Source organism: Streptomyces sp. bgisy159 (genome assembly GCF_057707805.1).
Genome location: NZ_JBYIQX010000033.1, coordinates 11562 through 24782, shown reverse-complemented (window position 1 = coordinate 24782; position 13221 = coordinate 11562). Strand labels below are relative to the sequence as shown.

At 73.2% G+C, this 13221-nt stretch carries 13 protein-coding genes; 8 read left to right on the top strand and 5 right to left on the bottom strand.

Annotation, left to right across the window (positions count from 1 at the left end):
- Window positions 1–104: 104 nt before the first annotated feature.
- The gene (locus AC3ET3_RS26365) at window positions 105–2504 is read right to left on the bottom strand and encodes a Tex family protein (protein ID WP_432138769.1); all 2400 of its coding nucleotides are present in this window, start codon (window positions 2502–2504) and stop codon (window positions 105–107) included.
- 90 nt (window positions 2505–2594) lie between these two features.
- Window positions 2595–2726 (bottom strand): LPFR motif small protein, encoded by a 132-nt coding sequence (locus AC3ET3_RS26360; protein ID WP_432138768.1) that lies wholly within the window; start codon window positions 2724–2726, stop codon window positions 2595–2597.
- A 135-nt stretch (window positions 2727–2861) separates the two neighbouring features.
- Between AC3ET3_RS26360 and AC3ET3_RS26355 the strand changes: the two genes are divergently transcribed.
- Both AC3ET3_RS26355 and AC3ET3_RS26350 read left to right on the top strand, forming a co-directional pair.
- Window positions 2862–3821, top strand: a complete 960-nt coding sequence (locus tag AC3ET3_RS26355) for a GlxA family transcriptional regulator (protein WP_432138767.1) — start codon at window positions 2862–2864, stop codon at window positions 3819–3821.
- A gap of 34 nt (window positions 3822–3855) precedes the next feature.
- Entirely contained in the window at window positions 3856–4491 is a 636-nt protein-coding gene (locus AC3ET3_RS26350) for a DJ-1/PfpI family protein (protein WP_432158479.1), read from the top strand.
- Here the strand turns inward: AC3ET3_RS26350 and AC3ET3_RS26345 are convergent.
- Window positions 4478–5251, bottom strand: coding sequence for an enoyl-CoA hydratase/isomerase family protein (locus tag AC3ET3_RS26345; protein WP_432138765.1), 774 nt, complete (start codon window positions 5249–5251; stop codon window positions 4478–4480). The two genes, AC3ET3_RS26350 and AC3ET3_RS26345, sit on opposite strands and share 14 nt — an antisense overlap.
- A gap of 118 nt (window positions 5252–5369) precedes the next feature.
- On the opposite strand from AC3ET3_RS26345, the gene AC3ET3_RS26340 reads away from it, so the two are divergent.
- The gene (locus AC3ET3_RS26340; protein WP_432158478.1) at window positions 5370–6065 is read left to right on the top strand and encodes an HdeD family acid-resistance protein; all 696 of its coding nucleotides are present in this window, start codon (window positions 5370–5372) and stop codon (window positions 6063–6065) included.
- A 174-nt stretch (window positions 6066–6239) separates the two neighbouring features.
- Window positions 6240–6758, top strand: coding sequence for an ATP-binding protein (locus tag AC3ET3_RS26335; protein ID WP_432138810.1), 519 nt, complete (start codon window positions 6240–6242; stop codon window positions 6756–6758).
- A 6-nt stretch (window positions 6759–6764) separates the two neighbouring features.
- On the opposite strand, the gene idi is transcribed toward AC3ET3_RS26335, so the two are convergent.
- Both idi and AC3ET3_RS26325 read right to left on the bottom strand, forming a co-directional pair.
- Window positions 6765–7358: an isopentenyl-diphosphate Delta-isomerase gene (gene idi / locus AC3ET3_RS26330; RefSeq protein WP_432138763.1), complete on the bottom strand. Its 594-nt coding sequence runs from the start codon at window positions 7356–7358 to the stop codon at window positions 6765–6767.
- Window positions 7359–7509: 151 nt separating this feature from the next.
- Window positions 7510–8445: a cation diffusion facilitator family transporter gene (locus AC3ET3_RS26325; protein WP_432158477.1), complete on the bottom strand. Its 936-nt coding sequence runs from the start codon at window positions 8443–8445 to the stop codon at window positions 7510–7512.
- Window positions 8446–8869: 424 nt separating this feature from the next.
- Here AC3ET3_RS26325 and AC3ET3_RS26320 point away from each other — a divergent pair, with 424 nt between their 5' ends.
- The 4 genes from AC3ET3_RS26320 to AC3ET3_RS26305 are packed head-to-tail and all read left to right on the top strand — an operon-like array spanning window position 8870 to window position 13218.
- A complete protein-coding gene (locus AC3ET3_RS26320) occupies window positions 8870–10663 on the top strand; it encodes a DUF5941 domain-containing protein (RefSeq protein ID WP_435613002.1) in 1794 nt (597 codons plus the stop codon).
- Window positions 10660–11412: a phosphocholine cytidylyltransferase family protein gene (locus tag AC3ET3_RS26315; RefSeq protein WP_432158476.1), complete on the top strand. Its 753-nt coding sequence runs from the start codon at window positions 10660–10662 to the stop codon at window positions 11410–11412. The genes AC3ET3_RS26320 and AC3ET3_RS26315 overlap by 4 nt, the downstream gene beginning before the upstream one ends.
- Window positions 11400–12461 (top strand): iron-containing alcohol dehydrogenase family protein, encoded by a 1062-nt coding sequence (locus AC3ET3_RS26310; RefSeq protein ID WP_432138759.1) that lies wholly within the window; start codon window positions 11400–11402, stop codon window positions 12459–12461. Before AC3ET3_RS26315 ends, AC3ET3_RS26310 begins: the two co-directional genes overlap by 13 nt.
- The gene (locus AC3ET3_RS26305) at window positions 12439–13218 is read left to right on the top strand and encodes a CDP-alcohol phosphatidyltransferase family protein (protein ID WP_432138758.1); all 780 of its coding nucleotides are present in this window, start codon (window positions 12439–12441) and stop codon (window positions 13216–13218) included. The genes AC3ET3_RS26310 and AC3ET3_RS26305 overlap by 23 nt, the downstream gene beginning before the upstream one ends.
- The last annotated feature ends 3 nt before the right edge of the window (window positions 13219–13221 follow it).

The following is a 13221-nucleotide window of genomic DNA, read 5'->3' as shown; positions in this document are numbered from 1 at the left end:
GGGAAGCTCCGTGCCGCCGCCGTGACCCGGCCCGGATCCTTCCGAGGCACTCCGCGGCGTCGCGTCAGTCCGCCAGTCCGCCAGCCCGTCAGTCCGCCCGCCCGTCAGCCCGTCGGACGGTGGCCCTGACCCCTGCCCTTCTTCGGGTCCACCAGCCCAGCCCGCCGCAGCGCGTCCGCCATCGCGCTGTTGGCCGGGGGCGGTGCCTGGCGGGAGCCGCCGCCACCGCCGCGCCCCTGCCGCTGCTGCGGCGGACGGCCACCGCCGCCCCGCTGCTGCCGGCCCCCGCCGGAGGCCCGACCGCCCTGCGGGGCCGCCTCGTCGTCCAGCCGCAGCGTCAGCGAGATCCGCTTGCGCGGGATGTCCACGTCCAGGACCTTCACCTTGACGATGTCCCCGGGCTTGACGACCTCCCGCGGGTCCTTCACGAACGTCTTCGACAACGCCGAGACGTGCACCAGCCCGTCCTGGTGGACGCCGACGTCGACGAACGCCCCGAAGGCCGCCACGTTCGTCACCACGCCCTCCAGGATCATCCCGGCGGACAGGTCGGAGATCTTCTCCACGCCCTCCTTGAAGGTGGCGGTCCGGAAGGCCGGACGCGGGTCGCGCCCCGGCTTCTCCAGCTCCTTGAGGATGTCGGTGACGGTCGGCAGACCGAACGTCTCGTCCACGAACTCCTGCGGCCGCAGCGAGCGCAGCACACCCGTGTTCCCGATCAGGGAGGCGACCTCCTGACCGGCGGTCTTCACCATGCGCCGCACCACCGGGTACGCCTCGGGGTGCACGCTGGACGCGTCCAGCGGGTCGGCGCCGCCGCGGATGCGCAGGAAGCCCGCGCACTGCTCGTACGCCTTCGGACCGAGCCGCGGGACCTTCTTGAGTTCGGTGCGCGACCTGAACGGCCCGTTCGCGTCACGGTGGGCCACGATGTTCTCGGCCAGTCCCGAGGTGATGCCGGAGACCCGCGCGAGCAGCGGCGCGGAGGCGGTGTTGACGTCCACGCCGACGCCGTTCACACAGTCCTCCACCACCGCGTCCAGCGAACGCGACAGCTTCACTTCGGACAGGTCGTGCTGGTACTGGCCGACACCGATCGACTTCGGGTCGATCTTCACCAGCTCGGCCAGCGGGTCCTGCAGACGCCGGGCGATGGACACCGCGCCGCGCAGCGACACGTCCATGTCCGGCAGTTCCTGCGAGGCGAACGCCGAAGCCGAGTACACCGACGCTCCCGCCTCGGACACCATCACCTTGGTCAGCTTCAGCCCGGGGTGCTTCGTGATCAGTTCACCGGCGAGCTTGTCGGTCTCGCGGGACGCGGTGCCGTTGCCGATCGCGATCAGCTCGACGGCGTGCTCCTCGGCCAGGCGGGCCAGCTTGGCGATCGCCTCGTCCCACCTGTTGGCCGGGACGTGGGGATGGATCACGTCCGTGGCGACCACCTTGCCGGTGGAGTCGACCACGGCCACCTTCACACCCGTCCGGAACCCGGGGTCGAGGCCCAGCGTCGCGCGGGTCCCGGCCGGGGCGGCGAGCAGCAGGTCGCGCAGGTTGGCCGCGAACACGTTCACCGCCTCGTCCTCGGCCGCCGTGCGCAGCCGCAGCCGCAGGTCGATGCCGAGGTGGACGAGGATCCGGGTCCGCCACGCCCAACGGACCGTGTCCCTCAGCCACTTGTCACCCGGCCGGCCCCGGTCGGCGATGCCGAACCGGGCCGCGACGATCCCCTCGTACGACGACGGCCCGTCCGTGGGCTCCTCGGGCTCCAGGACGAGGTCGAGGACCTCCTCTTTCTCGCCGCGCAGCATCGCCAGGATCCGGTGCGAGGGCAGCTCGGTGAACGGCTCGGCGAAGTCGAAGTAGTCGGCGAACTTGGCGCCCGCCTCCTCCTTGCCCTCGCGCACCTTGGCGGCCAGCCGACCACGCACCCACATGCGTTCGCGCAACTCGCCGATCAGGTCGGCGTCCTCCGAGAACCGCTCGGTGAGGATCGCCCGCGCGCCGTCCAGAGCGGCCTGCGGGTCGGCGACCCCCTTGTCCGCGTCGACGAAGGCGGCGGCCGCCGCGGACGGCTCCACGGTCGGGTCCCCGAGCAGCCCCTCCGCCAGCGGCTCCAGCCCCGCCTCCCGCGCGATCTGCGCCTTGGTGCGCCGCTTCGGCTTGTACGGCAGGTAGATGTCCTCCAGCCGCGCCTTGGTCTCGGCGCCCCGGATCCGCGCCGCCAGCTCCTCGGTGAGCTTGCCCTGCTCGCGCACCGACTCCAGGATCGCGGTCCGCCGCTCCTCCAGCTCCCGCAGATAGCGCAACCGCTCCTCGAGCGTGCGCAGCTGCGCGTCGTCGAGCATCTCGGTCGCTTCCTTGCGGTAACGCGCGATGAAGGGCACCGTGGAGCCGCCGTCCAGCAGCTCCACGGCGGCCTTGACCTGCCGCTCCCGTACGCCGAGTTCCTCGGCGATCCTGCCTTCGATGGACCCTACTGCGTTGGACCCGGGTGTCGTCACGATCCCGTACCGCCTTCTCCACTGAGGTTGCGCGGCAATTGTGGCAGGTGACACCGACATCCGGGGGCCGGGGCACGGACCCGGCCGACGTCAGGCCCGGCCCCGGCGCGCCCCGCCCGACGCTCCGCCCAGCAGCCGGCTCAGTGCGCGGAACGGCAGGGTCACCACGGTCGCCACCGCGCTCCCGATCTGCCGCAGCACGTCCGCGATCGCCCGGAGCATGGCACATCCCTTCCTCGACGGTCCGATGACGTGGGTGCGGGTACCTCGCGGCGCGCCGGACACACCGGCGCCATGGCAGGAAAGGTGGGGAGTACGTCATTGCGGCCGTGCGGCCGGCGCCGAAGAATCGTGGCCATGGCGCGGCTGACCGTTCTTCTCGTCCTCTTCGACGGGGTGCAGAGCCTCGACGTCACCGGGCCCCTGGAGGTGTTCGCGGGGGCCGAGGCGCACACCCCGGGCAGCTACCGGCTGCGCACGGCCTCCCCGGACGGGGCTCCCGTGCGCACGTCCAGCGGGCTGACGCTCGTACCCGAGCAGTCCCTCGCCGACGCGGCCGACCCGCACACGCTGGTCGTCCCGGGCGGCGCGGGGACCCGCAGGCCCGACCCGCGCGTGGTGGAGTGGCTGCGCGGACACGGGCCGCGGGCCGCGCGGCTGGTCTCGGTGTGCACCGGGGCGATCCTGCTCGCCCGGGCCGGCCTGCTGGACGGCCGCCGCGCCACCACCCACTGGGCGTACGCCGACAAGCTGGCCCGCGACCACCCGGCCGTCGAGGTCGACCCCGACCCCGTCTTCGTGCGCGACGGGCGGGTGTCCACCTCGGCCGGCGTCACCTCCGGCATCGACCTGGCGCTCGCCCTGGTGGAGGAGGACCTGGGCCGCGACACCGCGCTGAACGTCGCCCGGCACCTGGTGGTCTTCCTGCGCCGGCCGGGCAACCAGGCCCAGTTCAGCGCCCAGCTCGCCGCCCAGACCGCCCGGCGCGAGCCGCTGCGCGACGTCCAGCAGTGGATCACCGAGCACCCGGACGGCGATCTGAGCGTCGAGGCACTGGCCGCCCGGGCCCGCCTGTCGCCGCGCCACTTCGCCCGCGCCTTCCACGCCGAGACCGGCATGACGCCCGGCCGCTACGTCGACCGGGTCCGCGTCGAACACGCCCGCCGCCTGCTGGCGGACACCGGCCGCGGCGTCGAGGAGATCTCCCGCGCCAGCGGCTACGGCACGCCCGAGGCCATGCGCCGGGCGTTCGTCCGGACGCTCGGCGCCTCCCCGGCGGAGTACCGCCGCCGGTTCCGCACCGCACCCCTGCACTGAACGGCCTCACCCCTCCACCGAACGGGGACCCACCATGCACATCGCGATGGTCGTCTACGACCGCTTCACCGCCCTCGACGTCGTCGGGCCGTACGAGATGCTGAGCCGCCTGCCGGACGCGCGCGTCGAGTTCGTGGCCGAGCGGGCCGGACCGGTGCGCGCCGACACCGGGTTCCTCTCCGTCGTCGCCGACCGGGCCCTGCACGAGGTGCGGCGCCCGGACGTGGTCGTCGTGGCCGGCGGGCCCGGCACCTTCGCCCAGGCCGGGAACCCGGCCCTGCTGGACTGGCTGCGCGCTGCCGACGCCGGCACCACTTGGACGACGTCCGTATGCTCCGGCTCGCTGCTGCTGGCCGCCGCCGGCCTGCTCGGCGGCCGGCGCGCCACCTGCCACTGGCTCGCCGCCGACCTCCTGCGGCAGTACGACGCCGAGCCCACCGGCGAGCGGGTCGTGTTCGACGGCAAGTACGTCACCGCGGCCGGGGTCTCCGCCGGCATCGACATGGCGCTCGCCCTCGTCGGCAGGATCGCCGGCGACGACCACGCGCGCGCCGTCCAGCTGTTCACCGAGTACGACCCGCGACCGCCCTACGACGCGGGCTCCCCGCACAAGGCGCCCGCGCACCTCGTCGAGGAGTTCCGCACCGACAGCCGCTTCACCCTGATGTAGTGCCCGCGGACGCGGGGCCCGCGGTCCAGGCGAAGCGCGGAGCCCGGCGTTCCAGGAAGGCGGCGACCCCCTCGGCGGTGTCGCCGCTGCCGCGGGCCTGCTCGGCCCAGTGCTCGTCGCGGTCGGTCCGGCCGTCCGCGAACTCCTTGGCCGCCGCCTGCGTCAGCTGCGAGCGCGAGGCGAGGATCCGGGCGAACTCCGCCACCCGTCCGGCCAGCTCTTCCTCGGGCAGCGTCTCGTCGACCAGCCCGGTGCGCAGTGCCCGCGGCGCGTCGATCAACTCGCCCGAGAAGAGCAGGTACTTGGCGGTCGCCGGACCCACCAGTGCCACCAGCCGCCGGGTGGCCGACGCCGGGTAGACGATGCCGAGCCTGGCGGGAGTCACCCCGAACAGCGCCCCCTCCTCGGCGAACCGCAGGTCGCACGCGGCCGCCAGCTGGGCCCCGCCGCCCACGCAGTGCCCCCGGACCGCCGCGAGCGTCGGCTTGGGGAAGGCGGCCAGCGCCTCCTCGGCGGCGACGGCCAGCCGCTGCGCCTCCTGCGGCCCGCCGCGCAGCGTGCTGATGTCGGCGCCCGCGCAGAACGTGCCGCCCTCCCCGGTCAGCACCAGCACCCGGACGGCCGGATCGGCGGCCAGCGCGTCCAGCAGCGGTGGGAGCGCGGCCCACATCGCGGCCGTCATGGCGTTGCGCTTGGCCGGGTGGTGGATGACGACCGTGGCGACCGGACCGGTCACGTCGTGCAGCAGCTGGGGCTCCATGGGCCGGATGCTAGCCGCCGCGCCCGCCCGGTGATCACGGCGGTCGCACCGATGAGCGTTACATCACTCGGGATGAGGGGACTGGGGGACGGAGGGTGAGGATCGAGGAGGCGCCGCCATGACCACGTCCACCGGACCCCAGCAGGAGACGGCGAAGCTCAGGCGAGGATTCGGCTGGCTCGCCGCGCTCGGGGTGATCCTGGTCGTCGCGGGACTCGTCGGCCTCGTCTACACCGGCGTCGCCACGCTCACCTCGATGCTCCTGTTCGGCTGGCTGCTGCTGATCGGCGGTGCGGTCGGCCTGCTGCACGCGGTCCAGGCGCGCGGCACCAACTTCTTCTGGCTCGGCGTCATCGTGGCCGCGCTGAACATCGCCGCGGGTGTCGTGGTCATCCGTAAGCCCGACGAGAGCGCCGCCGCCCTCACCATGTTCGCCGCCCTGCTGTTCCTCACCGCCGGTCTGTTCCGGCTGGTGGGCAGCCTGGTGGTGCGCGGACCGCAGTTCGGCTGGACGCTGCTGCTGGGCGCCTTCGACCTGCTCCTCGGCATCCTGGTGCTGGGCAACTGGCCCAGCAGCAGCCAGTACGTCATCGGCACCTTCTTCTCCCTGGCCCTGCTCTTCGACGGCCTCGGCCTGCTCGCCACCGGCTACGGGGGCCGGCGGATCGTCGGCATGGTCTCGGAGCGGCTCACCGGCGGGGACACCGAGAGCGGCGGGGAGACCGAGCGCGGCGGGGGCTCCGATGACGGCCGGCCCGCGGGTGCCGGGGACGAAGCGGACGAGGGGGCCGTCAAACCCGTACGCCCCGAATAGGTCGTGAAGTCGGCCCGACCCGGACAGCGGTGGTCGTGTCTTCGCCGGGAACACGCGCGGACGGTCGGAAGCGGCCGAAAGGCGCTGACTTGTGTTCAGTCAGGTGGTGTCGCGCGCCCCGGTGCCAACACTCGACGCGTGGCGACAATCGAGCGCAAGGGTGGCGACCGGACCATGGACGATCACGGGCGCGGGCCCGGCCCACGCCCAGACGGCGGCGCGGAGACACCGCACGACCCCCTCGCGGTACCGGCGCCGCCGACCCTGCCCTACGAGGGCGTCTGGCGGTTCACCGCCCCCGCTGTGGAGGCCTCGGTCCCGCAGGCCCGGCACGCCGTGCGGGACCTGCTGCGCCGGCAGGGCGTCCCCACCACGGACGACGTGGAACAGGGGCTGCTGCTCATCGTCTCGGAGCTGGTGACCAACGCCGTCAGGCACGCGGCGCTGCTGTCGCCGACGCTGGCGGTGGAGGTGGCCGTCGGGGCCGAGTGGGTGCGGGTCTCGGTCGAGGACAACCACCCCTACCGGCCCACCGCCCTGGAGAACCCGCACAGCGCGACCGGCGGCCGGGGACTGCTCCTGGTGCGTGAGATCACCCGGGAGGCGGGCGGGGTGTGCGACGTCGAGCACACGGCGAGCGGCGGGAAGGTCATCTGGGCCGCCCTGCCGCTGGTCCCCGCCCGGGTCCCCTGACCGGGCTCACCAGCCCGCGGTGTCCCCCGTCAGTTCCCGGATCGCGGGCCGGGCCGCGTCCAGCACGGTCATGAACCAGGAGGAGAAGGGGTCCTTCGCGTGCCGCTCCGCCAGCTCGGCGGCCGTCACGAAGGCCGTCCCGCCGACCTCCTCCGGGTCCGGCCGCAGCGGGGTGCGCACCAGCCCGACGAAGAGGTGGTTGTACTCCTGCTCCACTAGGCCCGAGTCCGGGTCCGGGTGGTTGTAGCGCACCGTGCCCGCTTCGGCCAGCAGGGCCGGGGAGGCACCCAGCTCCTCGAAGGTCCGCCGGGCGGCCGCGGCGAACGGGGCCTCGCCCGGGTACGGGTGACCGCAGCAGGTGTTGGACCACACGCCGGGGGAGTGGTACTTGCCCAGCGCCCGCTGCTGCAGCAGCAGCCGGCCCCGCTCGTCGAAGAGGAACACCGAGAAGGCCCGGTGCAGCTGCCCCGGCGGCTGATGGGCGGTGAGCTTCTCGGCGGTCCCGATCGTCACGCCGTCCTCGTCGACCAGTTCCAGCAAAATCGCGTCCGCGGTGCCGTTCGACGAGGTGTGCGTCGCGGCGGCAGGTGTGATCGGCATACCCATCCTTAGCATCGGTCCTGGCGACCCCAGTCTGCCGCACGCACACGGCACTTCCGGCGCTACACGGCAACGGAAGGGGGCCCGGTGTGTGATCTTGCCCGGCGCGGCGGACGGTGCACCGCCCCGCGGGGCGGTGCACCGGAGCTCCCTAGAAGCAGAGCCGCGCCTCGTGCTCCGCGTGGCCGCCCGGCTCCAGCTGGAAGGTGCAGTGCTCCACGTCGAAGTGATCGCCCAGACACCCCTGCAACTCGTGCAGCATCTTCTCGTGGCCGATCGCGCTCAGCACGTCCGAGCGCACCACGACGTGCGCGGAGAGCACCGGCATCCCGGAGGTGATCGTCCAGGCGTGCAGATCGTGCACGTCCTCCACCCCGTCCAGGTCCAGGATGTGCGACCGCACCTCCTCCATGTCCACGTCCTTCGGCGCCGCCTCCAGCAGCACGTCCAGCGTCTCGCGCAGCAGCCGTACGGTGCGCGGCACGATCATCAGGCCGATGACCAGGGAGGCGATCGGGTCGGCGGCCTGCCAGCCGGTGGTCATGATGATCAGCGCCGAGACCATCACCGCGACCGAACCCAGGGCGTCCGCCGCCACCTCCAGGAAAGCCCCCCGCACATTCAGGCTCTCCCGCTGCCCGCGCATCAGCAGGCTCAGCGAGATCATGTTCGCCACCAGGCCGATCGCGCCGAACACGATCATCAGCCCGCCCTCGGTGCCGGCCGGCGTGAAGAACCGTTGCACCGCCTCGTACAGCACGTACCCGCCGACCCCGAGCAGCAGCAGGCAGTTGGCGAGCGCGGCGAGGATCTCCGCGCGGGCGAACCCGAAGGTGCGGTTGGCGCTCGCCGGCCGCGCCGCGAAGTGGACGGCCAGCAGGGCCATGCCCAGGCCCAGCGCGTCGGTCGCCATGTGCGCGGCGTCCGCGATCAGTGCCAGGGAGTCCGCGAGCACCCCGCCGACGATCTCGACGACCATCACGGTCAGCGTGATGCCGAGAGCTATCCGCAGGGTGCCCCGGTAGGCGGCCGTCGCCGTCCCGGCGGGCGGCCCGTGCGTGTGCCCGTGGTCGTGCCCAGCCCCCATGCGAAGCCGCCCTCCTGAGATCATCCGACGCCTGGTCCGGCAGCCCAGTCAACTACGGGCGGGGGGTACCCGGCAACGCGGCACTGAACACCGTTGTCATATGCCCTGACCTGCGTAAACCAACCGCAGGTCAGGCGGGTCGCGCACCCCCGGCCGGCGCCTCCTCGCGCGCGGGCGCGCCCGTCCCCCGCGCGAGGGAGCGCTGCCCGGGGCCCGCGGTTTGTGAGGGAGGCCGCCGATCCCCGATGATGATCGCGGCGAAGCGCGGTGCCGACGCCCTTGAACCGGCCTGAACAGCCGGTGAACGAGGGGTTCCGGCGATCCGATAGCCTCAGCCGACATGCCGCCCGCCGGGAGCCGCCCAGCGGCGCCCCGCCATGCAGTCGACCGGCGCCCGCGCCGGGATCCCAGGGAGTGAGTTCGGTTGCCGACCGCCATCCTCACCGGTCAGCCGGTCCCCGGATCGTCGATCGAGTCGGACCTGCGCGGCCTGGGCTTCGAGGTCCGCGCCGCAGCCGACCCGGCCGACGCGCGGGAGCTGCTGGCCGCCGTACCGGGTGAGGAACGGGTCGCCCTCGTCGACGCCCGCTTCGTCGGCCACCTGCACGCCCTGCGCCTCGGGCTCGTCGACCCGCGCTTCCCGCTCGCCGCCATCCCCGGCGCCGTCACCGCCCAGCCGTCCGCCCGGCCGGCCCTCGGCCGCGCGCTGGACGCCACCGCCACCACCGGCGGGGGCACCGCGCTGGCCGTCGACAGCCTGGCCGACCAGGTCGTCACCGCTCTCGACGCCGACGGCGCCGAGGTGTACCGGCCCCGGCTCGGCAGCCTCGTCGCCGTCGTCCCCGACGACCCCCAGGCCCGCAACGAGGCACGGCAGGCGGTCGCCGCCGTCGACGACGAGGCCGTACGCCTGAAGTCGGCCGTGAAGTCCGGCGACGGCCTGTTCACCACCTACTGCGTCAGCCCCTACTCGCGCTATCTGGCCCGCTGGTGCGCCCGGCGCGGTCTGACCCCCAACCAGGTCACCACCGCCTCCCTGCTCACCGCCCTGATCGCGGCCGGCAGCGCGGCCACCGGCACCCGCGCCGGGTACGTCGCCGCCGGCGTCCTGCTGCTCCTCTCCTTCGTCCTCGACTGCACCGACGGCCAGCTGGCCCGCTACGCGCTGCGGTACTCCACGCTCGGCGCCTGGCTGGACGCCACCTTCGACCGGGCCAAGGAGTACGCCTTCTTCGCCGGACTCGCGCTCGGCGCGGCCCGCGACGGCGACGACGTGTGGGCTCTCGCGCTCGCCGCGATGATCCTGCAGACCGTGCGGCACATGGTCGACTTCGCCTTCCACGAGGCCAACACCGGAGACCCGACGGCCACCGCCGCCCTCTCCGACAAGCTGGACAGCGCGGGCTGGACGGTCTGGGTCCGCCGGGTGATCGTCCTGCCCATCGGCGAACGCTGGGCCATGATCGCCCTCCTCACCGCGGTGGCGACACCCCGCATCACCTTCTACGCGCTGCTCGCCGGCTGCGCCTTCGCCACGCTGTACACCACCGCCGGGCGGGTGCTGCGCTCGCTGCGGCGCACGGCACCGCGTACGGACCGGGCCGTCCGGGCCCTCGTGGACCTGGCCGACAGCGGGCCCCTGGCCGGGCAGGCCGCCCGCGTCCTGCCGCGCACGCCGTTCGCCGGCCCGCTGCCCCTCGCCTTCGCCGGCACCGTCCTGCTGCTGCTCGTGGCCGCGCTCGACGGGCCCGGCCTGCCGGCGGTCCTCGGCGCCCTGGTCTACGCCCTGCTGTCCGGCGCGGCCGTCGCCCGGCCGCTGGGGGGCCGCCTCGACTGGCTCGTCCCGCCCCTCTTCCGTACCGCGGAGTACACGACGATCCTGTTGCTCGCGGCCCACGCGGACGTGAACGGAGCGCTGCCCGCGGCTTTCGGGCTGGTGGCCGCCGTCGCCTACCATCACTACGACACGGTGTACCGCATCCGCGGTGACGCCGGAGCGCCACCGGCCTGGCTGGTGCGCGCCATCGGGGGGCAGGAAGGGCGGACGCTGCTCGTCACCGTCCTCGCCGCTCTGCTCACCGCTCAGCGGTTCACGGCCGCGCTCACCGTTCTGGCCGTGGCCGTCGCCCTCGTGGTGCTCGCCGAGAGCATCCGCTTCTGGGTCGCCGCCCACCGGGCCGGCGCCCCAGCCGTACACGATGAAGGAGAACCCGCATGATCGGCCTCGTGCTGGCGGCCGGCGCCGGACGGCGTCTGCGCCCCTACACCGACACCCTGCCCAAGGCACTGGTACCGGTGGGGCCCGATGGTGCGGAGGACAGCCTGACGGTCCTCGACCTCACCCTCGGCAACTTCGCCGAGATCGGCCTCACGGAGGTCGGCGTGATCGTCGGCTACCGCAAGGAGGCCGTCTACGAACGCCAGGCCGCCCTGGAGGAGAAGTACGGCCTGAAGCTCACCCTGATCGACAACGACAAGGCCGAGGAGTGGAACAACGCCTACTCCCTGTGGTGCGGCCGTGACGCCCTCAAGGACGGCGTGATCCTCGCCAACGGCGACACCGTCCACCCGGTCTCCGTCGAGCGGACGCTGCTCGCCGCCCGCGGCGACGGCAAGAAGATCATCCTCGCGCTGGACACGGTGAAGAAGCTCGCCGACGAGGAGATGAAGGTCGTCGTCGACCCCGACAAGGGCGTCCAGAAGATCACGAAGCTCATGGACCCGGCCGAGGCCACCGGCGAGTACATCGGTGTCACCCTCATCGAGGGCGACGCCGCCGCGGAGCTGGCCGACGCCCTGCGGACCACCTTCGAGCGTGACCCGCAGCTGTACTACGAGGACGGCTACCAGGAGCTCGTCAACCGCGGGTTCAAGATCGACGTCGCCCCGATCGGTGACGTCAAGTGGGTCGAGATCGACAACCACGACGACCTCGCCCGTGGCCGGGAGATCGCGTGCCAGTACTGACCCGGCTGATCCCGTCGCCGGTCGTCGTGGACATCCGCCCGGGTGCCCTCGACGACCTCGGCGGGGTCCTCGCCGACCAGCGGATCGCCCAGACCGGCCGGCTCGCCATCGCCGTCAGCGGCGGCTCCGGGGCCCGGCTGCGCGAGCGCCTCGCCCCCTCGCTGCCGGGCGCCACCTGGTACGAGGTCGACGGCGGCACCATCGACGACGCCGTCCGGCTGGCCGGCGAGATGAAGTCCGGCCACCACGACGCGGTCGTGGGGCTCGGCGGCGGCAAGATCATCGACTGTGCCAAGTTCGCGGCGGCCCGGGTCGGCCTGCCGCTGGTCGCGGTCGCCACCAACCTCGCCCACGACGGCCTGTGCTCCCCGGTCGCCACCCTGGACAACGACGCGGGCCGCGGCTCCTACGGCGTGCCCAACCCCATCGCGGTCGTCATCGACCTCGACGTGATCCGCGAGGCCCCGGTCCGGTTCGTGCGCTCCGGCATCGGGGACGCGATCTCCAACATCTCGGCGGTCGCGGACTGGGAGCTGTCCAACCGCGTCAACGGCGAGAAGATCGACGGACTGGCCTCCGCGATGGCCCGCCAGGCCGGCGAGGCCGTGCTGCGCCACCCGGGCGGCGTCGGTGACGACGGCTTCCTCCAGGTCCTGGCCGAGGCGCTGGTCCTCACCGGTATCGCCATGTCCGTGTCGGGTGACTCCCGTCCGTCCTCCGGCGCCTGCCACGAGATCAACCACGCCTTCGACCTGCTCTACCCGAAGCGGGCCGCCGCCCACGGCGAGCAGGTGGGCCTCGGCGCCGCCTTCGCGATGTACCTGCGCGGCGCGCACGAGGAAGCGGCGTACATGGCCGAGGTACTGCGCCGGCACGGCCTTCCGGTGCTGCCGGAGGAGATCGGCTTCACCGTGGACGAGTTCGTCCGGGCGGTGGAGTTCGCCCCCGAGACCCGGCCCGGCCGCTACACGATCCTGGAACACCTCGACCTCACAACCGAACAGATCAAGGACGTCTACGCCGACTATGTCAAGGCCCTCGGTAGCTGAACTCCGCCCGGTCGTCCACCCCGCGGGGGTGAAGGACCGGCGCAGCGGCGAGCACTGGATGGGACGCCTCTACATGCGCGAGGTGTCCCTGCGGGTCGACCGCTACCTGGTGAACACCCGGGTCACGCCCAACCAGCTCACGTACCTGATGACGGTCTGCGGCGTCCTCGCCGCCCCCGCCCTGCTGGTGCCCGGTGTCTGGGGCGCCGTCCTCGGCGTGGTCATGGTGCAGCTGTACCTGCTGCTCGACTGCGTCGACGGGGAGATCGCGCGCTGGCGCTCCCAGTACTCGCTCAGCGGCGTCTACCTCGACCGGGTCGGAGCCTACCTCACCGACGCCGCCGTCCTGGTCGGCCTCGGACTGCGCGCCGCCGACCTGTGGGGAACCGGACGCATCGACTGGCTGTGGGCGTTCCTCGGCACCCTCGCCGCCCTGGGCGCCGTCCTGATCAAGGCGGAGACCGACCTCGTCGGCGTGGCCCGCCACCAGGCGGGGCTGGCCCCGGTGAAGGACGCCGCGGCCGAGCCGCGCTCCTCCGGCATGGCGCTGGCCCGCCGGGCCGCCGCCGCGCTGAAGTTCCACCGCCTCATCCTCGGCATCGAGGCCTCCCTGCTGATACTGGTCCTCGCGATCGTGGACGCCAACCGCGGCGACCTGTTCTTCACCCGCCTCGGCACCGCCGTGCTCGCCGGGATCGCGCTGCTCCAGACCCTGCTGCACCTGGTGTCCGTCCTCGTCTCGAGCAGGCTGAGGTGACAG